This window comes from Streptomyces thermocarboxydovorans (genome assembly GCF_039524635.1).
Taxonomy (GTDB): domain Bacteria; phylum Actinomycetota; class Actinomycetes; order Streptomycetales; family Streptomycetaceae; genus Streptomyces; species Streptomyces thermocarboxydovorans.
In genome coordinates, this window is sequence record NZ_BAAAGU010000034.1 from 43552 (window position 1) to 63448 (window position 19897).

General features: G+C 71.1%; 16 protein-coding genes and 1 pseudogene. 2 read left to right on the forward strand and 15 right to left on the reverse strand.

Annotated features, from left to right (window positions below):
- Positions 1–23: 23 nt before the first annotated feature.
- From relA to pgsA, 15 genes and pseudogenes are all read right to left on the reverse strand, one after another.
- Complete coding sequence (relA, locus tag ABD198_RS17310) at positions 24–2552, reverse strand: GTP pyrophosphokinase (protein WP_344002199.1); 2529 nt, start codon at positions 2550–2552, stop codon at positions 24–26.
- Between the two features lie 323 nt (positions 2553–2875).
- Positions 2876–3415 carry an adenine phosphoribosyltransferase gene (locus ABD198_RS17315; protein WP_344002202.1) on the reverse strand — a complete coding sequence of 180 codons (540 nt, stop codon included), beginning with the start codon at positions 3413–3415 and terminating at the stop codon, positions 2876–2878.
- The gene (secF, locus tag ABD198_RS17320) at positions 3412–4524 is read right to left on the reverse strand and encodes a protein translocase subunit SecF (protein ID WP_344002205.1); all 1113 of its coding nucleotides are present in this window, start codon (positions 4522–4524) and stop codon (positions 3412–3414) included. The genes ABD198_RS17315 and secF overlap by 4 nt, the downstream gene beginning before the upstream one ends.
- Positions 4525–4527: 3 nt before the next feature.
- On the reverse strand, positions 4528–6282 hold the full coding sequence (gene secD / locus ABD198_RS17325) for a protein translocase subunit SecD (protein WP_344002208.1): 1755 nt from the start codon (positions 6280–6282) through the stop codon (positions 4528–4530).
- 134 nt (positions 6283–6416) lie between these two features.
- The gene (gene yajC, locus ABD198_RS17330) at positions 6417–6947 is read right to left on the reverse strand and encodes a preprotein translocase subunit YajC (protein WP_344002211.1); all 531 of its coding nucleotides are present in this window, start codon (positions 6945–6947) and stop codon (positions 6417–6419) included.
- Positions 6948–7112: 165 nt separating this feature from the next.
- Positions 7113–8183, reverse strand: coding sequence for a Holliday junction branch migration DNA helicase RuvB (gene ruvB, locus ABD198_RS17335; protein ID WP_344002214.1), 1071 nt, complete (start codon positions 8181–8183; stop codon positions 7113–7115).
- A 25-nt stretch (positions 8184–8208) separates the two neighbouring features.
- Complete coding sequence (gene ruvA / locus ABD198_RS17340) at positions 8209–8814, reverse strand: Holliday junction branch migration protein RuvA (protein WP_344002217.1); 606 nt, start codon at positions 8812–8814, stop codon at positions 8209–8211.
- Positions 8811–9341 (reverse strand): crossover junction endodeoxyribonuclease RuvC, encoded by a 531-nt coding sequence (gene ruvC / locus ABD198_RS17345; protein WP_344002220.1) that lies wholly within the window; start codon positions 9339–9341, stop codon positions 8811–8813. The genes ruvA and ruvC overlap by 4 nt, the downstream gene beginning before the upstream one ends.
- 116 nt (positions 9342–9457) lie before the next feature.
- Positions 9458–10210, reverse strand: coding sequence for a YebC/PmpR family DNA-binding transcriptional regulator (locus tag ABD198_RS17350; protein ID WP_167990645.1), 753 nt, complete (start codon positions 10208–10210; stop codon positions 9458–9460).
- Positions 10211–10258: 48 nt separating this feature from the next.
- Positions 10259–10864 carry a pyridoxal 5'-phosphate synthase glutaminase subunit PdxT gene (gene pdxT / locus ABD198_RS17355; RefSeq protein ID WP_344002223.1) on the reverse strand — a complete coding sequence of 202 codons (606 nt, stop codon included), beginning with the start codon at positions 10862–10864 and terminating at the stop codon, positions 10259–10261.
- Positions 10865–10871: 7 nt separating this feature from the next.
- A complete protein-coding gene (gene pdxS / locus ABD198_RS17360) occupies positions 10872–11783 on the reverse strand; it encodes a pyridoxal 5'-phosphate synthase lyase subunit PdxS (protein ID WP_167990641.1) in 912 nt (303 codons plus the stop codon).
- 220 nt (positions 11784–12003) lie between these two features.
- Complete coding sequence (locus ABD198_RS17365; RefSeq protein WP_344002227.1) at positions 12004–12546, reverse strand: LemA family protein; 543 nt, start codon at positions 12544–12546, stop codon at positions 12004–12006.
- Between the two features lie 80 nt (positions 12547–12626).
- Positions 12627–13790, reverse strand: coding sequence for a glycosyltransferase family 4 protein (locus ABD198_RS17370; protein WP_344002230.1), 1164 nt, complete (start codon positions 13788–13790; stop codon positions 12627–12629).
- A complete protein-coding gene (locus tag ABD198_RS17375) occupies positions 13787–14695 on the reverse strand; it encodes a phosphatidylinositol mannoside acyltransferase (protein WP_344002233.1) in 909 nt (302 codons plus the stop codon). Before ABD198_RS17375 ends, ABD198_RS17370 begins: the two co-directional genes overlap by 4 nt.
- Positions 14692–15416 (reverse strand): annotated as a pseudogene (gene pgsA / locus ABD198_RS17380) (phosphatidylinositol phosphate synthase). The gene ABD198_RS17375 and the pseudogene pgsA overlap by 4 nt, the downstream one beginning before the upstream one ends.
- Positions 15417–15741: 325 nt before the next feature.
- On the opposite strand from pgsA, the gene ABD198_RS17385 reads away from it, so the two are divergent.
- Both ABD198_RS17385 and ABD198_RS17390 read left to right on the forward strand, forming a co-directional pair.
- Positions 15742–17937, forward strand: a complete 2196-nt coding sequence (locus ABD198_RS17385) for an elongation factor G-like protein EF-G2 (RefSeq protein WP_344002239.1) — start codon at positions 15742–15744, stop codon at positions 17935–17937.
- Positions 17938–18157: 220 nt separating this feature from the next.
- Entirely contained in the window at positions 18158–19813 is a 1656-nt protein-coding gene (locus tag ABD198_RS17390) for a hypothetical protein (RefSeq protein WP_344002242.1), read from the forward strand.
- Positions 19814–19897: the final 84 nt, after the last annotated feature.

The following is a 19897-nucleotide window of genomic DNA, read 5'->3' on the forward strand; positions in this document are numbered from 1 at the left end:
GTTGGGCGCCCGTGCGCCCGGTGTCAGCCCCGGTTGCGGGCCGAGGTGACGCGGTAGACGTCGTAGACGCCCTCGACGCCGCGGACGGCCTTGAGGACGTGGCCGAGGTGCTTGGGGTCGCCCATCTCGAAGGTGAAGCGGGAGGTGGCGACGCGGTCGCGGGAGGTCTGGACGGCCGCGGAGAGGATGTTGACGTGCTGGTCGGACAGCACCCGGGTGACGTCCGAGAGCAGCCGGGAGCGGTCCAGCGCCTCGACCTGGATGGCGACCAGGAACACCGACGACTGGGTGGGTGCCCACTCGACCTCGAGGATCCGCTCGGGTTCCTTGGACAGCGAGTCGACGTTCACACAGTCGCTGCGGTGCACCGAGACGCCGCTGCCGCGGGTGACGAAGCCGATGATCGGGTCGCCGGGCACGGGGGTGCAGCAGCGGGCGAGCTTGACCCAGACGTCCTCGACGCCCTTGACGATCACGCCGGGGTCGGAGCTGGAGCGGCGCTTGCGGCTGCGGGAGCGGGCCGGGGGCACCGCCTCGTCGATCTCCTCGCTGGCCGCCTCCTCGCCGCCGAGGGCCTGGACCAGCTTCTGCACGATGTTCTGTGCGGAGACATGGCCCTCGCCGATCGCCGCGTACAGCGCGGAGATGTCCGAGTAGCGCATCTCGTGCGCGAGGGTGACCAGGGAGTCCCCGGTGAGGATCCGCTGGATCGGCAGGTTCTGCTTGCGCATGGCGCGGACGATGGCGTCCTTGCCCTGCTCGATCGCCTCGTCGCGGCGCTCCTTGGAGAACCAGGCGCGGATCTTGTTGCGGGCGCGCGGCGACTTGACGAAGCCCAGCCAGTCCCGGGAGGGGCCGGCGCCGGGCGCCTTGGAGGTGAAGACCTCGACCAGGTCGCCGTTGTCCAGGGTGGACTCCAGCGGCACCAGACGGCCGTTGACCCGCGCCCCTATGGTGCGGTGCCCGACCTCGGTGTGGACCGCGTATGCGAAGTCCACCGGGGTGGCGCCGGCCGGGAGCGCGATCACGTCGCCCTTGGGCGTGAAGACGAAGACCTCGTTGCGGGACAGGTCGAAGCGCAGCGACTCCAGGAACTCGCCCGGGTCCTCCGTCTCCTTCTGCCAGTCGAGCAGCTGCCGCAGCCACGCCATGTCGTTGATGGCGTCCTTGTCCTTGCCGGACGACTTGGGCGCGTCGGTGCGGATCTTGGAGGCGCCGGCCACGGCCTCCTGCTTGTACTTCCAGTGCGCGGCGATGCCGTACTCGGCGCGGCGGTGCATGTCGAAGGTGCGGATCTGCAGCTCGACCGGTTTGCCGCCGGGACCGATGACCGTCGTGTGCAGCGACTGGTACATGTTGAACTTCGGCATCGCGATGTAGTCCTTGAACCGGCCGGGGACCGGGTTCCATCGCGCGTGCACGGTGCCGAGGGCCGCGTAGCAGTCGCGGACGGTGTCCACGAGGACGCGGATGCCCACCAGGTCGTAGATCTCCGCGAAGTCACGGCCGCGGACGATCATCTTCTGGTAGACGCTGTAGTAGTGCTTGGGCCGGCCGGTGACGGTCGCCTTGATGCGGGCGGCGCGCAGGTCCTGCTGGACCTCGTCGGTGACGATGGCCAGGTACTCGTCACGCTTGGGGGCGCGCTCGGCCACCAGGCGGACGATCTCGTCGTACATCTTGGGGTAGAGGATCGCGAAGGCGAGGTCCTCCAGCTCCCACTTGATGGTGTTCATGCCCAGCCGGTGGGCGAGCGGCGCGTAGATCTCCAGGGTCTCGCGCGCCTTCTTCTCCTGCTTCTCGCGCTTGAGATAGCGCATGGTGCGCATGTTGTGCAGGCGGTCGGCGAGCTTGATGACCAGGACCCGGGGGTCCTTGGCCATGGCGACGACCATCTTGCGCACGGTCTCGGCCTGGGCGGCCTCGCCGAACTTGACCTTGTCCAGCTTGGTGACGCCGTCGACGAGCAGGGCGACGGTGTCGCCGAAGTCGCGGCGCAGCTGATCCAGGCCGTACTCGGTGTCCTCGACGGTGTCGTGCAGCAGTCCGGCCATGAGGGTGGCCGGGTCCATGCCGAGCTCGGCGAGGATCGTGGTCACCGCGAGCGGGTGGGTGATGTACGGGTCGCCGCTCTTGCGCTTCTGGCCGCGGTGCCAGCGTTCGGCGACCTGGTAGGCCTTCTCGATCTGGCGGAGCGTGGAGTTCTCGATCTTGGGGTCGTTGCTGCGCACTATCCGCAGCAACGGCTCCAGGACCGGGTTGTACGGGTTGGCGCGCTGCACACCGAGCCGGGCGAGGCGGGCGCGGACGCGGTTGGAGGAGCCGGAACGGGCGGGCTGGCCGGTGTTGGGGCGGGTCGTGGGGGCCAGGCGCTCCGGCGGGGCCGGCTTGGACCGGGACTGCTCGGGCTTGTCGACGGGTGCTGCCTGGGCGCGCTGGACCGGCCCGCGGGTGTCGTTCTTCGCCTGGGGCGTGTCCGGCGCGGGCTTGCCCGCGGCCGCCGAGGCGGACTCGGGCTTGGCGGCGGTCAGGTGCTGGGCCTCGTCTGGCAAGAGGACTCCTCGTGCGCGATCCGGGTCCCCGGTCAGGCTCCGGAGATCCCATGGTAGCGATCCAGGACCGTTCGATCGCCTGTTGCCCGGTGTGAGGACCGTCAACCGGAAAAACGCCCGGGACGTGCGCCTGATTCCTCCCGGTCCGCTCCGTGCGGTGCGCCCTTCCTCCCGGTCCCCGCTCCGTGCGGTGCGCTCCGGTCCGCTCCCCGCGGTGAGCCGCCGCCTCACCGGGAACGCGGGCCGACGCGACGGTGCCCCCGCCGCTCCCCGTCTCCGGGGCGGGCGGCGGGGGCACCGTGGTGGTACCGGTCCGCTGAGCCTCACAGGCGCAGCAGGGCCTCCAGCGGGGCGCCCGCGAGGGCGGGCTCCAGGCGTTCCCGGCCGCCGAGGAAGCCGAGCTCCATCAGGACCGCGAGGCCCGCGACCTCGGCGCCGGCCCGGCGGACGAGCTGGACGGACGCCTCGGCGGTGCCGCCGGTGGCCAGCACGTCGTCGACGATCAGGACGCGGTCGTCGCCGCCGAGGTCCTCCGCGTGCACCTCGATCTCGGCGGAGCCGTACTCCAGCTCGTAGGCCTGGCTGAGGGTGGCTCCGGGGAGCTTGCCCGCCTTGCGCACGGGCACGAAGCCGAGGCCCGCGCGGACGGCGACCGGGGCGCCGAGGATGAAGCCGCGCGCCTCCAGACCGATGACCTTGGTGGCGCCGGTCTGCCCGGCGATGCCGGCCAGCGCGTCGGTGAGCGCGGTGAAGGCCGCCGGGTCCGCCAGCAGGGGCGTGATGTCCTTGAACATCACCCCCGGCTGCGGGTAGTCGGCCACATCACGGATGCGGCTGAGCAGGAGGTCCCGGATCTCGGTCATCGGCGCTTCCCCGAGGGCCTGCCGCGGCCGCGGTTGCGGGGCGCCGGCTGGTTGCGGGGGCCGACGACCGCGGGAGCGGCGTCCCGCGCCTCGTCGGCGTAGCCGCCGCTGCCGACGGGCTCGGGCTCGGGGGCGGACTTGCCCTGGGCCCGCTTGGCGAGCACCCGCTTCTTCAGCGCCTTCATCGCCGGGTCGCGCTCCTTGAGGTCGGCGACGAGCGGGGTGGCGATGAAGATCGAGGAGTACGCACCGGCGGCGAGGCCGACGAACAGTGACAGGGAGATGTCGTTCAGCATGCCGGCGCCCAGGACACCGCCACCGATGAACAGCAGGCCGGCCACCGGCAGCAGCGCGACCACCGTGGTGTTGATGGAGCGGACCAGGGTGCTGTTGATCGAGCGGTTGGCGATCTCGCTGTAGGTCCAGCGGGTCTGCTTGGTGATGTCCTTGGTCTGCTCCTTGAGGCTGTCGAAGACGACGACCGTGTCGTAGAGCGAGTAACCGAGGATGGTGAGCAGACCGATCACCGTGCCCGGTGTGACCTCGAAGCCCACCAGGGCGTAGATGCCGACGGTGATCGTGATGTCGTGGATCAGGGCGACGAAGGCGGCGAACGCCATGCGCCATTCGAAGGCGATCGCCAGATAGATCACCACCAGGACCAGGAAGATGCCCAGGCCCTGCCAGGCCTTGTTGGCGATCTGCTCGCCCCAGCTCGGACCGACGAGTTCGGCGTTGATCTGCTCGGACTCGACCTTCAGGTCCTCGGACAGCTTGTCCTTGATCTTGTCCGAGGCGCCCGTGTCGATGCCCGCGACCTGGATGCGCAGGCTGCCGTCACCCAGCTTCTGGACGATGGCGTCGTGGCCCGACGCCTCCTCCGCGTACTCCTCGGCCTGGGCGACCGAGACGCTCATGTTCTTCGGGGTGGTGAAGACCGCTCCGCCCTGGAACTCGATGCCCATGTGCAGGCCGCGCACCGCCAGGCCGACGATGGCCGTGATGGTGATCAGGATGGAGATGCCGTACCAGATCTTGCGGTTCTTGACGAAGTCGTAGCCGATTTCGCCATGGTGCAACCGGGCGCCGAGGGTGCCGAGTTTCGACATCGCTCACGCCTCCTTCGTCTCGACGGGAACGGCGGGGCGGCGGGTGCGGCGCAGCGGAGGCTTGGCGCCCAGGGCCTTGGGGTCGAGACCCGACCACTTGTGACCGCTCGCGAAGAACTTCCGGCGGGCCATCAGCGTCAGCAGCGGCTTGGTGAACAGGAAGACCACCACCACGTCGAGGACGGTGGTCAGACCGAGCGTGAACGCGAAGCCCTGGACCTTGCCGACCGTGACGGCGAACAGCACCGCGGCGGCGAGGAACGACACGAAGTCGGAGACCAGGATCGTGCGCCGGGCGCGCGGCCAGGCCCGCTCCACCGCCGGACGCAGCGAGCGGCCCTCGCGGATCTCGTCCCGGACGCGTTCGAAGTAGACGATGAACGAGTCCGCGGTGATGCCGATGGCGACGATGGCGCCGCAGACGGCCGGGAGGTTCAGCGCGAAGCCGATGGTCGGGCCGAGCAGCGACATGATCAGGTAGGTGAGCGCCGCGGAGACCAGCAGCGAGGCGACGGCGATGAACGACAGGCCCCGGTAGTAGATCAGCAGGTAGGCGACGACCAGGGCGAGGCCGATGGCACCCGCGATCAGACCGGCCTGCAGCTGCTCACCGCCGAGGGCGGCGGTGACGGTGGTGACGCTGTCCTCCTTGAAGGTCAGCGGCAGAGCGCCGTAGGAGAGGACGTTGGCCAGGTTCTTGGCCGACTCCTGGGTGAAGTTGCCGGAGATCTCGGCGTTGCTGCTCAGCGACTGCGTGACGTACGGGTTGGAGACCACGTTGCCGTCCAGAACGATGGCGAACTCGTTCTGCGGGGACTGCTGCTGCGCCAGCTTGCCGGTGATGCTCGCGAACTTCTTCGAGCCCTTGTCCGTGAAGCCCAGGGTGACCTTCCAGCCGGTGCCGGCCTGGGTGTCGTAGACCGCCTGGGCCTCGTCGACGTCCGTGCCGTCGACCTCGGCGGGTCCGAGCAGGTACTTCTGCCACTGGCCCTGCGAGTCCTGGCCGCAGGCGACGGTGGCCTCGGTGGGCTTGGCGCCCTTGCCCGCCTTGGTCCGCTGGTCGGGCTTGGTGCAGTCGAGGGCGGCGTACTCGGCCTGCAGCTTGCTGTTCTGCGGGTCTGCCTTGTCGCCCTTGTCGCCCTTGTCGCCGGAGTCCTTGGACTCGGAGGCCTTCGGGGTGGGGGACGGGCTCGCGTCGGCCTTGAGGCCGTCGGTGACCGCGCGTCCCTGAGAGGTGGCCGAGGGGCTGGGCGTGGTGCCCTCGTCCTTCTTCTCGTCCTTCTTGTTCTCCGTCTTCTTGTCGGAGCCGGCCGAAGGACTCGAGGACGCCTCGGGGGTGGGGGCGGCGCCCCCCGCCTCCCGGGCGATCACCGGGCGGAAGTACAGCTTGGCCGTGGTGCCGACCTGTTCCCGGGCCTGCTTGGAGTTCGTGCCCTTGGGGATGTTGACGATGATGTTGCGATCACCCTGGGTCTGGACCTCGGCCTCCGAGACGCCGAGACCGTTGACCCGGCGCTCCATGATGGAGACGGCCGTTTCCATGTTGGTCTTGTTGATCGCGGACTCCTGGCCCGCCTCGGGTTCCGCACGCAGCGTGATGCTGGTGCCGCCCGCCAGGTCGATGCCCAGTCGCGGGGTGGTGTGGCCGGAGGCGAACATTCCGGCGGTGAGCCCCACGATGGCGATCAGGATCAGGGCCAGTGAGCGCCATGGCTTGCTCTGGGCGCTCGCATTCCGGCCCTTTTTAGGTGCTGCCACCTTCTCGTACTCCCTCTCGGGCCGCCTCGCGCCGGGTCGGCGGGCGGGCGGCCATGACATGGTCTAGGGATTCCGTGCGAGCTGGGCACATCGCGGGGCGCGCGGGGTCCTGCCCCGCGCGCCCCGCGACATGACTACTTCACCTCGGAGTCGCCCTCGGACTTCTTCGCCTTCTCGTCCGTCTTCGCCTCGGCGGCGTCGTCCGTCTTCGCCTCGGCGGCGTCGGCCGTCTTCGCCTCGGCGGCGTCGGCCGCCTCGTCGGCCTGGTCCTTCTTGCCGAGGTCGACAGGCGTGTCGTCGGAGGCGGCAGCGTCGGTGGAGTCGTCGGTCTCGGTGAGGGAGGAGGCGTCGTCGGGCACGAGGTCGGACTTCAGGTCGTGCTCGATGCCGTGGACGATGCGGTTGTACTCGTCGTCGCTGAGCACGGCACCGATGGCGTTCTTGGCGAAGAGCAGCTCGACGCCCGGCCCGGCGTCGAGGAGGACCGTGTCCTCGTTGACCTCCTTGACCGTGGCGTACATGCCCCCGATGGTGCGGACGCCGGAACCGGGCTGCATCTGGTTCCGCATCTCGATGGCCTGCTGTTGCTTCTTCTTGGCCGACCGGGTCATCAGGAACATGGCCCCGATGAGCACAATGAACGGGAGGAGGGTCAGGAGACTCACGGGTCGGAACTTCCTTCACACGACCGCGATGGTGAACGGCCTGATGGTTGGGGGTATGTGATGCCGCCGACAACGGTGGCATCGGCGGAGTCTAAGCGAGTCCGCGCGCATGGAACAACGCTCAGCATGGCACCGGGGTTCCTGCCCCGGCCACCACGCACGCCGTCACGCCCCGAACAGGTCCCCTTGTCCGTTTCCGGCGGCCTGTGAGCGGGGCGGGGTGAGGCCGAGATGCGCCCATGCCGCCGGGGTGGCGACCCGGCCGCGGGGCGTGCGCGCGAGCAGACCTTCCCGTACCAGGAAGGGCTCGGCCACCTCTTCCACCGTCTCACGTTCCTCGCCGACCGCGACGGCGAGCGTGGACAGGCCCACCGGTCCCCCGCCGAACAGCTTCAGCAGGGCCTGAAGGACCGCCCGGTCCAGCCGGTCCAGGCCCCGGGCGTCGACCTCGTAGACGGCGAGGGCCGCCGAGGCGATCTCCCGGGTGATCCTGCCGTCGGCCTTGACCTGCGCATAGTCGCGGACGCGGCGCAGCAGGCGGTTGGCGATGCGCGGGGTGCCGCGGGAGCGGCCGGCGATCTCGGCGGCGCCGTCGGCGTCGATCTCGACGTCCAGCAGGCTCGCTGAGCGGTGGATGACCCGCTCCAGCTCGGCCGGCTCGTAGAACTCCATGTGGGCGGTGAAGCCGAAGCGGTCGCGCAGCGGGGGCGGCAGCAGTCCGGCGCGGGTGGTGGCGCCGACCAGGGTGAAGGGGGGCAGCTCCAGCGGGATCGCGGTGGCGCCGGGGCCCTTGCCGACGATCACGTCGACGCGGAAGTCCTCCATGGCCATGTAGAGCATCTCCTCGGCGGGCCGGGACATGCGGTGGATCTCGTCGAGGAAGAGCACCTCCCCTTCCTGGAGGGAGGAGAGGATCGCGGCGAGGTCGCCGGCGTGCTGGATGGCCGGTCCGCTGGTGATGCGGATCGGGGCGTTCATCTCGGCCGCGATGATCATGGAGAGGGTGGTCTTGCCGAGGCCGGGGGCGCCGGAGAGCAGCACATGGTCGGCGGTGGCGCCGCGGGCGCGGGCGGCCCGCAGCACCAGGTCGAGCTGTTCGCGGACCTTCTCCTGGCCGATGAACTCGCCCAGGTCCTTGGGGCGCAGGGCGGCCTCGACGGCCTGGTCCTCGCGGTCGGCGGACGCGCCGACGAGCCGCTCGGCGGCGGGGGTGTCGGCCGTGTCGTCCCAGTTCATGCGTGTGCCTCAGCTCTCCGTACGGCTATCGGGCGCGGTTCAGCGTCTGCAGGGCGGCCTTGAGCAGCGCGCCGATCTGGGGTGTGCCCCCGGCGGCCTCGGCCTGCGGCGCCACGGCGGCGACCGCCTCGTCGGCCTCACGGGTGGCGTACCCGAGGCCGATCAGGGCGGCGTGCAGCTGGTCCCGCCAGCCGCCGCTCGCGGGGGCACCTGCGGCGGGCGGGCCGGCCGGTTCGCCGAGCCGGTCCTTCAGCTCCAGCAGCAGCTTCTGCGCGCCCTTCTTGCCGATGCCGGGGACGGCGGTGAGCGCCTTCTCGTCGCCGGTGGCGACGGCGCGGCGCAGGGCGTCGGGGCTGTGCACGGCGAGCATCGCCTGGGCGAGCCGCGGTCCGACGCCGCTGGCGGTCTGGAGCAGCTCGAACACCTGCCGCTCGTCCTCGTCGGCGAAGCCGTACAGCGTCAGCGAGTCCTCGCGGACCACGAGGCTGGTGTGCAGCTTGGCGGGCCGGCCGACGCGGAGCCCGCCGAGGGTGTTCGGGGTGCACTGCACGGCCATGCCGACACCGCCGACCTCGACCACCGCGGCGTCGGGGGCGAGCGCGGCGACCGTGCCGCTGACGAAGGCGATCATGTCGTACGGCCTTTCGATGCGTGCAGGGCGGCGGCCTGCTGGAGCCGGTTCTGCGCGGGGGCGCGCCAGATGTGGCAGATGGCGAGGGCGAGGGCGTCGGCGGCGTCCGCGGGCCGGGGCGGGGCGGTGAGCCGCAGCAGCCGGGTGACCATGGCGCCGACCTGCGCCTTCTCCGCGCGGCCGCTGCCGGTGACGGCGGCCTTGACCTCGCTGGGGGTGTGCAGGGCGACGGGGATGCCGCGGCGGGCGGCGCACAGCGTGGCGACGGCGCTGGCCTGGGCCGTGCCCATGACCGTGCGGACGTTGTGCTGGCTGAAGACGCGCTCCACGGCGACGTACTCGGGCCGGTACTCGTCCAGCCATTCCTCGAGGCCCTGCTCGATGGCGACCAATCGGTGGCCCAGCTCGGCGTCCACCGGGGTCCGCACGACGCCGACGCCGAGCATGGTCAGCGGACGGCCCGCCACCCCCTCGACCACCCCGACGCCGCACCGGGTCAGTCCCGGGTCCACCCCCAGTACGCGCACGAGCGCCCTCCCATCGATCACCTGTTTGTGCAGGCTATCGGGTGCCACCGACAACGCGACGGGCCGACGGGTGTGTCCCGTCGGCCCGTCCGGTCCGCTCAGCCGGCCGCGCGGCGTCAGGCGCCGACCTTCTCCATGATCTCGTCGCTGACGTCGAAGTTGGCGAAGACGTTCTGCACGTCGTCGCTGTCCTCCAGCGCGTCGATGAGCTTGAAGATCTTCTTCGCGCCCTCCTCGTCCAGCTGGACCTGCATGGTCGGGACGAAGTTGGCGTCGGCGGACTCGTAGTCGATGCCGGCGTCCTGCAGCGCGGTGCGGACCGCGACCAGGTCGCCCGGCTCGCTGATCACCTCGAAGTTCTCGCCGAGGTCGTTGACCTCCTCGGCGCCCGCGTCCAGGACGGCCGCGAGGACGTCGTCCTCGGTCAGGTCGCCCTTGGGGACGATCACCACGCCCTTGCGGTTGAACAGGTACGACACCGAGCCCGGGTCGGCCATGGAGCCGCCGTTGCGGGTCATGGCGACGCGCACCTCGGAGGCGGCGCGGTTGCGGTTGTCGGTGAGGCACTCGATGAGCACCGCGACACCGTTCGGCCCGTAGCCCTCGTACATGATCGTCTCGTAGTCGGCGCCGCCGGCCTCCAGGCCCGCACCGCGCTTGACCGCCGATTCGATGTTCTTGTTCGGGACCGACGACTTCTTGGCCTTCTGGATGGCGTCGTACAGCGTCGGGTTACCGTCGGGATCGGCACCGCCCATCCGGGCCGCGACCTCGATGTTCTTGATCAGCTTCGCGAAGAGCTTGCCGCGCTTGGCATCGATCACGGCCTTCTTGTGCTTCGTCGTGGCCCATTTAGAGTGGCCGGACATCTGCCTGTCTCCTTCGCGTAACCCATCTCTGCAACGAACGCTGGAATCCTACAAGGACTGCGCCGTCCTCCAGGTGCGCACCATGTCCACGAACAGGCGGTGCACCCGGTGGTCGCCGGTGAGTTCCGGGTGGAACGAGGTGGCCAGCGCGTTGCCCTGACGGACCGCGACGATGTGACCGCCGTGCTCGGCGAGCACCTCGGCCCCGGCGCCGACGGACTCGACCCAGGGGGCGCGGATGAAGACGCCCTCCACAGGATCGCCCTCGATGCCCTTGACGTCGACCGCGGCCTCGAAGGACTCGTTCTGCCGTCCGAAGGCGTTGCGGCGCACGATCATGTCGATGCCGCCGACGGTCTCCTGCCCGGAGCGCGGGTCGAGGATCTTGTCGGCGAGCATGATCATGCCGGCGCAGGTGCCGTAGACGGGCATCCCGTCCCGCACCCGCGCCCGCAGGGGCTCCATCACGCCGAACAGATGGGCGAGCTTGGAGATGGTGGTGGACTCACCGCCGGGGATGACCAGGCCGTCCACCTCGGCGAGCTCCTCGGGGCGCCGCACCGGCCTGGCCACGGCGTCGGCCGCGGCCAGGGCGACAAGGTGCTCCCGGACGTCGCCCTGGAGTGCCAGGACGCCGATGACAGGGGTGTTCATACGTGCCTTACCAGCCGCGGTTGGCGTAACGCTCGGTCTCGGGGAGGGTGTCGCAGTTGATGCCGACCATGGCCTCGCCGAGGTTGCGGGACGCGTCCGCGATGATCTTCGGGTCGTCGTAGAAGGTGGTCGCCTTGACGATGGCGGCGGCGCGCTTGGCCGGGTCGCCGGACTTGAAGATGCCGGAGCCGACGAAGACGCCCTCGGCGCCGAGCTGGCGCATCAGCGCGGCGTCGGCCGGGGTGGCCACACCGCCGGCGGAGAACAGCACCACCGGGAGCTTGCCCAGCTCGGCGACCTCCTTGACCAGCTCGTAGGGGGCGCGCAGCTCCTTGGCGGCGGCGTACAGCTCGTGGTTGTCCAGGCCGCGCAGGCGGGCGATGTCGTTCTTGATCTGGCGCAGGTGGCGGACGGCCTCGACGACGTTGCCGGTGCCGGCCTCGCCCTTGGAGCGGATCATCGCGGCGCCCTCGGCGATCCGGCGCAGGGCCTCGCCCAGGTTGGTGGCACCGCAGACGAAGGGGGTGGTGAAGGCCCACTTGTCGGAGTGGTTGACCTCGTCGGCCGGGGTGAGGACCTCGGACTCGTCGATGTAGTCGACGCCGAGCGACTGCAGCACCTGGGCCTCGACGAAGTGGCCGATGCGGGACTTGGCCATCACCGGGATGGAGACGGCGTTCATGATGCCCTCGATCATGTCCGGGTCGGACATGCGGGCCACTCCGCCGTCCTTGCGGATGTCGGCCGGGACCCGCTCCAGGGCCATGACGGCGACGGCGCCCGCGTCCTCGGCGATCTTGGCCTGCTCCGGCGTGACGACGTCCATGATCACGCCGCCCTTGAGCTGCTCGGCCATGCCGCGCTTCACACGGGCGGTGCCGGTCTCGGGACCCTGGTTCTCGGAGAGCGTGCTGGACACGAATGACCTCACTGAAGGGGAAGGAGGGTTGTTGCCAGCACCGAGGAAACGGGACCCGACCAGTCCACAGCAAGGGCCAATGCCAAGCCGGTGGATCGTTTTACCACCACGGCCACGTCACCGCTGGCCGGACCACACGGTTTTGCGGCGCGCCGTGTGAACAGGCTCACGCGGGGCGGGATCAGGTTCATCGGGCGGCGGCCCGAGGACGCGAGCAAACTCATGCGGCGCGGTCTATGAGGGCCGCGGGGGGTTCGTCGTCCATTTCGAAGGCCATGGGGAAGGGGGCGTGGCCTGCCAGGCGGAACCAGCGGACCTTGCGGTGTCTGCGCAGGGCGCGGGCGGCGCGTACGGCGTCGTTGTGGAAGCGGCGGGCCATGGGGACCCGGCGGACCGCCTCGGCGAGTTCCAGCGCCGCCTCCTCTCCCCCGGGCGCCTCCTTGACCGCCTCCATCTGCTCCCGTTCGGCGAACACGGCGCGCAGCGCCTGGCTCAGCTCGCTCTCGGCGACCTCCCGCTGCTCCTCGACCGCCTGCCGGGCCGCGTGGGCGGCCTCGTAGAGCACGATCGAGGCGGCCGGGTCGAGCACCCCGGAGGTGGCCAGCTCCTGGGCCACCGACGCCCGGCGCAGCAGCTGGGCGTCGAGTGCGGCGCGCGCGGCGTCGATCCGTGCGTGCAGCCGGTCCAGCCGCCCCGCCGTCCAGCTCAGATAGATGCCGATCAGGACGAGGACGACGAGGATCCAGATGAGGGTTGCGGTCACGGGCGGCAAGGTTACCGGGGCGGTCGGGCGCTCTTCGGCCCCCGGCCGGTCCGTGGCTCAGGCCCCGGCCGGCCCGGGGCTCAGTCCCTGGCCAGTCCGAGGCGCGACCACAGACCGGTGGTCCGGTCGTCGGCGGCCACCGCGGCGGCTCCGGCGGTGACGGTCTCGTACACCGACAGGATGTCCGCACCGACCGTCGACCAGTCGAAGCGGCGGACGTGCACGCTGCCGCGCTCGCGCAGCTCGGCGCGGCGCTCGGGGTTCCCCAGGAGTTCCAGCGCCTTGTCGGCGAGGGCGTCGGCGTCCTCGTTGGGGAACAGCTCGCCGGCCGCGCCCCGGTCGAGGACCTGGGCGAAGGCGTCCAGGTCGGAGGCGAGGACGGGGGCGCCCGCGGACATGGCCTCGACGAGGATGATGCCGAAGCTCTCGCCGCCGGTGTTGGGCGCCACGTACAGGTCGACGCTGCGCAGCAGCCGGGCCTTGTCCTGGTCGCTGATCATGCCGAGGAACTCGACCCGGGAGCGGAGTTCCCTCGGCAGGTCCTCCACGGCCTCCTTCTCGTCGCCCCGGCCCGCGACCAGCAGCCGCGTCTGCGGGCGGGCGGCGAGGATCTTCGGCAGGGCCTTCATCAGCACCGGCAGGCCCTTGCGGGGCTCGTCGATCCGGCCGATGAAGCCGATGGTGTCGCCCTGCCACTCGGGGTTGGGGTCGGCCTTGGCGAAGAAGTCGACGTCGACGCCGTTGGGGATGACCACGGCGTCTCCGCCGAGGTGCTCGACGAGCGTGCGGCGGGCGTACTCGCTCACCGCGATCCGGGCGCTGATCTTCTCCAGCGCCGCCTGGAGGATGGCGTAGGCGGCGATCATCGCGCGGGAGCGCGGGTTGGACGTGTGGAAGGTGGCCACGATGGGCCCCTGGGCGGCCCAGCAGGCCAGCAGGCCGAGCGAGGGCGAGGTGGGCTCGTGGATGTGGATGACGTCGAAGGAGCCCTGCTGCAGCCACCGCCGCACCCGGGCGGCGCTGAGGAAGCCGAAGTTCAGGCGGGCCACCGAGCCGTTGTACGGCACCGGCACCGCGCGGCCCGCGGAGACCACGTACGGCGGCAGCGGGGTGTCGTCGTCGGCCGGGGCGAGCACCGAGACGTCGTGGCCGAGGCGGATGAAGTACTCGGCCAGGTCGCGGATGTGGAACTGGACGCCCCCGGGCACGTCCCAGGAGTAGGGGCAGACGATGCCGATTCTCACGCCTGCCCCTTCGCGGGATCGAGGTCCTTGAGCCACAAGCGCTGCAGCATGTGCCAGTCCTCCGGATGCTCGGCGATCCCCGTGGCGAAGGCGTCGGCCAGGGCCTGTGTCATGACGGACGTCTTTTCCGCCCGGGTACCTGACTGGGGCACCTCGACCGGCGGGTGGACCCGCCCCTGCATGACCGGGGAGTCGTCGTACCAGAGTGTCACCGGCAGCAGCGGGGCGCCGGTCTGCTGGGCGAGCAGGGCGGGCCCGGCGGGCATCCGCGCGGTCTCGCCGAAGAACTCGACCTCGACGCCGGAGGCGGACAGGTCCCGGTCGGCGACCAGGCAGACCAGACCGCCGTCGCGCAGCCGCCGGGCCAGGGTGCCGAAGGCGCTGCCGCCGCTGTGCGGCAGGACCTCCATGCCGAGGCTCTCCCGGTAGGCGACGAACCGGTCGTAGAGCGTCTCCGGCCTCAGCCGCTCGGCGACCGTGGTGAACGGGATGCCGAGCCCGGTGGTGACCCAGGCGCCGGCCAGGTCCCAGTTGGCGAGGTGCGGCAGGGCGAGTATCACGCCCTTGCCGCGGGCCATGCCGTCGGTGAGGTGGTGCACGTCCTTGGGGTCGAAGGAGTTCCTGATGCGCTCCGGGCTCCACGCGGGCAGCCGGAAGGACTCCATCCAGTAGCGCAGGTAGGACCGCATCCCGGCGCGGGAGAGCTCGGCGAGCCGCTCGGGGCCCGCGTCCGGCACCACCCGGGCGTAGTTGCTCTCCAGCCGCTGCACGCCCTTGCCGCGCTGCTTCCAGGCGAGGTCGGCGATGGTCCGCCCCAGCCGCACGGCGACCGGCTCGGGGAGCTTCTTCACCGTGGCCCAGCCGGCCCCGTAGAGGGCGTCGGTGAGCCGTTCCTGGGCGCTCACTTGGCGGCCTCGCTCCCCTCGGCCTCGGTGCGCTCGGCGTCCGCGGCCTCCGCCTCGGCGGACTCGCGGCGCACGGTGACGACCCGCTGGATCAGCGTGACCAGACTGCCCACGGCGACGATCCACAGGGCGACGGGCAGCAGGTGCTGGATGCCGGGCACGCCGAACTTGTGCATGCCCGCGAAACCGGCCGCGACCAGCGAGATCACCAGCCGCTCGGCCCGCTCGACCAGCCCGTTGACGGCGACCGGCAGCCCGATCGACTCGCCGCGCGCCTTGGTGTACGAGACCACCTGGCCGCTGGCCAGGCAGAAGATCGCCACCGCGCACAGCACGTTGTCGTCGCCCTGCCCGGCGTACCAGAGGGCGAAGCCGCCGAAGATCGCTCCGTCGGCCACCCGGTCGAGGGTGGAGTCGAGGAAGGCGCCCCAGCGGCTGGAGCGGCCCAGCTGGCGGGCCATGTTGCCGTCGACGAGGTCGGAGAACACGAACAGCGTGATCACGACCGTGCCCCAGAAGAACTCGCCCCTGGGGTAGAAGACCAGCGCGCCCGCGACCACGCCCGCGGTGCCGATGAGCGTGACCGTGTCGGGGCTGACCCCCCGCCGGATGAGAAACGCGGCGAACGGCGTGAGGACACGCGTGAAGAATGCACGCGCGTACTTGTTCAGCATGGCCTTCCCGACGGTCGGTGTGGCGCCGTGTGGCCCCTGCTGGCCACCGGCGGGGCCCAATCGTAGTCACGCGCGTGCGCGGGCGGCGGCGGGGCACCCGCGGCGCTCGCATCACGCGCCAGCCGGGGCACCCGCAGCACCCGCGTCATGCGCCGGCCCGGGCCACCCGCGGCGCTCGCGCGTCACGGTTGCCGCGGGGCCCGGGGCGGGGCGGCCGTTCGCCCGCCCGTGGCGGGTTCCGGTCCGTCGTATGGACGCACCGTGACGGGAGTGGAAAGCTCGAAGGACCGCGGGCGTCGCCGGAGCCGCTCCGCACGCGGATCCCGCGTGTCCGCGCCCACAGTGACCTCACCGTGCACGGGAGGCAGGACCATGGGCGACAAGGCGCACACACACCCCGGAGCCGCCGGCAGGGCACAGGCGGCCGACCATCCCACGTCCGTACGGAATGTGGTGCTGGTCGGCCACTCCGGATCGGGCAAGACGACTCTGGTGGAGGCTCTCGCGCTGACCGCGGGGGCGATCAACCGGGCGGGCCGCGTGGAGGGCGGCGGCACCGTCTCCGACTACGACGAGATCGAGCACCGGCAGCAACGCTCGGTACAGCTCTCCCTGGTGCCGGTCGAATGGGACGGCATCAAGATCAACGTTCTGGACACCCCCGGATACGCCGACTTCGTCGGGGAACTCAGGGCCGGTCTGCGAGCCGCGGACGCGGCCCTTTTCGTTGTCTCGGCCTCCGACGGCGTGGACGGCTCGACCCGCATGGTGTGGGACGAGTGCGCGGCAGTCGGGATGCCCCGCGCCATCGTGATCACGCACCTGGAGGCGGCCCGCTCCGACTTCGAGGAGATGACCCGGATCTGCGCGGAGACCTTCGGCGGCGACGACCCGGACGCGGTGCTGCCGCTGTATCTGCCGCTGCGCGGACCCGAGGGGCCGGACGGCCACGCGCCCGTGACGGGGCTGATCGGGCTGCTGACGCAGAAGCTGTTCGACTACGCCGGCGGCGAGCGCAAGGAGTCCGAGCCCGGCCCGGACCAGCTGCCGCTGATCGAGGAGGCCCGCAACCGGCTCATCGAGGGGATCATCTCGGAGAGCGAGGACGAGACCCTGATGGACCGCTATCTCGGCGGCGAGCAGGTCGACACCGAGACACTGATCAAGGACCTGGAGCGGGCGGTCGCCCGCGGGGTGTTCTTCCCGGTGCTGGCCGCCGCCCCCGCGACCGAGGGCGCACGGCAGGGCCTGGGCACGGTGGAGCTGCTGGAGCTGATCACCCGCGGCTTCCCGACGCCGCTTGAGCACGGCACCCTCCGCGTGACCACCGTGGACGGCAAGCCGCGCGAGCTGAAGCCGTGCGACCCCGAGGCCCCGCTGGTCGCCGAGGTCGTCAAGACCTCCTCCGACCCGTACGTGGGCCGGCTCTCCCTGATCCGGGTGTTCTCCGGGACGCTGCGGGCCGACCAGACGGTGCACGTCTCCGGGCACGGGCTGGCCGACCGGGGCCACGAGGACCACGACGTCGACGAGCGGATCGGCGCCCTGTCCACGCCGTTCGGCAAACAGCAGCGGCCCGTCTCCCACGTCATCGCCGGCGACATGGCGTGCGTGGCGAAGCTGAGCCGTGCGGAGACCGGGGACACGCTGTCCGCCAAGGACGACCCGCTGCTGCTGGAGCCCTGGGAGATGCCCGACCCGCTGCTGCCGCTGGCCATCCAGGCGCACAGCAAACCGGACGAGGACAAGCTCTCGCAGGGCCTGGCCCGGCTGGTCGCCGAGGATCCGACGATGCGGCTGGAGCAGAACCAGGACACCCACCAGGTGGTGCTGTGGTGCCTGGGCGAGGCGCACGCGGACGTGGCCCTGGAGCGGCTGCGCAGCCGCTACGGCGTGCAGGTCGACGTGGTGCCGCACAAGGTGCCGTTGCGGGAGACCTTCGGCGGCAAGGCGGCCGGACGCGGACGGCACGTCAAACAGTCCGGCGGCCACGGGCAGTTCGCGATCTGCGAGATCGAGGTCGAGCCGCTGCCGGCCGGTTCGGGCATCGAGTTCGTGGACAAGGTGGTCGGCGGCGCCGTGCCGCGGCAGTTCATCCCCTCGGTGGAGAAGGGCGTGAGGGCCCAGGCGGCCAAGGGAGTCGCGGCCGGCTATCCGCTGGTCGACGTGCGGGTGACCCTGCTGGACGGCAAGGCGCACTCGGTGGACTCCTCCGACGCCGCGTTCCAGACGGCCGGGGCGCTCGCCCTGCGGGAGGCGGCCGCGGACGCCAAGATCCTGCTGCTGGAGCCGGTCGCCGAGGTGAGCGTCCTGGTCGGCGACGACTACGTCGGCACGGTGATGAGCGACCTGTCCGGCCGGCGCGGCCGGGTGCTGGGCACCGAGCAGGAACCCGGCGGGCGGACGCTGATCAAGGCGGAGGTGCCGGAGATCGAGATCGGCCGGTACGCCGTGGACCTGCGCTCGCTGTCCCACGGCACCGCCCGCTTCAGCCGGACGTATGTGCGGCACGAGTCGATGCCGCCGCCGATCGCGGAACGGGTGCGTGAGGAGGCGCAGAGCGGCTGACCAGCGGCGCCGGGCGCCCGCGGGTCTGATGCGGGCGCCCGGCGCATGCGTGCGCACAACCCTGCCGTGCCGCGCTCCGACTCACTTCCGCGGATGGCTCGGTCCGTCCGCAGACGGACGGCGCCGGCTGCCGATACGCTGAAGACCTGATCAACAGGTGTGCGCATCAAGGAAGTCGGGAAGGCCGCAGGACGTATGGTCGCGGCGATCGGGGGCGGGAATGACCGTTGACGGCGGTTACGCGGATTTCTTCGGTCCGCAGGTGCCGCGCACGGGCGACGAGGGGCAGACACCGACGTTCGCGCTGGCCTCCGCCGCCTACCGGGACAACGAGGCGAAGGAGATCCTCAAGGCCAACAACGAGTGGCACAAGTCGTCGGTGAGCGAGCCGAAGATCGCGCTGTTCCGGCCGAATCTCGGGGAGGCGTTCTCCCGGGCGGTCATCGACCGCATGCTCGGCTCCGGGCGCAAGCCGCTCATCCAGTCCTTCGGCACCCAGCCGCAGGTGGTGGTGGAGCACGCCCTCGCCGCCCACCGCATCCGCCGGGAGCGGGACAACTGGCTGACCGCCGTGATGGTGCTGTGCGGACTGCTGTTCCTGCCGGGCCTGCTGATGTGGCTGCTGGTCTTCCAGATCCGCACCACGATCGCCAAACGGCCGGACAAGCGGGCCGGCGCGCTCGCCACCACGCTGCTGGTCGCGGTGGGCGCCCTGGCGGTGCTGTTCCTGATCCGCATGCCGTTCGGCGGCTTCTGGGGCTGGTACGCGCGAGCCGCCGTCGCCGCGCCCGTGGTCGGCTGGTACTGGGCCAAGCAGATCTGCGAGCGCACCGCCCGTGACCTGCGCGAACGCTGGGACAGCCTGCTGTCGGGCACCAGTGTGGGCGCCAAGGTGCCCGAGGCGGTGCCGAGCAGCCCCGGTGAGAAGGCGGCCGAGGAGCTGCGCCAGTCCCTGGCCCGGCTCGCCGCCGAGCAGCAGTCCAACTCCGTGTTCTACGCCGGGCCCAAGGGGATACTCGGCATGGGCACACGCTGGGGCAGCTGGCAGCTCGCCGAGGACCTGGTGCCGGCGGACCCCGACCGGGAGATCCACCCGTTCCGCAGCTGGGACGTCATCAAGGCCATCCAGGACCGGCTGCGCATGCTGGAGCGCGGCCCGCTGAACACGGGCGGCTTCCCCAAGCCGTCGATACAGCACTGGATCGTCACCCCGATCGCCGAGAACGCCACGGAGGTGGCCCGGCCCGAGGGCACGGACGTCGAGGCGTACCGGGTCAAGACGCACGCCATACAGGAGATCTGCAACAAGCAGCAGTTCGGCGCGGGCGACCGGCACTACCTCGGCGTGCAGTGGACGCTGTGGGACGGGCAGCTGGTCATCACCATGCTCATCACGGTGACGGTGCTGCACGAGACGCTGCGCATCGAGGTCACCGGGCATGCGCTGGGGCCGGTGCACTCGCTGTTCACCACCAAGCCGGCGGCCAAGGAGAAGGAGGTCCAGAAGTCGATCAAGTTCTGGGAGACCCGCAAGGTGAAGCTCCCGCTGGTCGACGCGGACGAGGTGGTCCGGCTCGCCGCACGCGCCCCGCTGACCTGGTATCCCCCGCTGCTGAACTGGCTGGGCGGCACGCTGACATTGCCCGAGCCGTTCGGTCTGCGGCACGCCTGGGCGGACCAGCCGTGGCGGCACCGTTTCATGGCGGACGACGCGCTGCGCGCGGCGACTCCGGTGCTGCGGGTGGTGCACGCGGCGGCGATCAAGGTGCTGGAGGAGAACGGCGTGGACACCGAGAAGTTCGGTGCGCGCTCCTCGTTCCTCAGCACGGCCGTGCAGGACGCGTCACCGCGGAAGGCGGACGTGTACGAGGCGTAGCGGGCGGGAGAGCGTTCACGGACGGGGCGGCATTGTCCGGCCCGTCCGGCGTTCCGGACGGCAGCCTCGAGGGGTTCGCGCCCC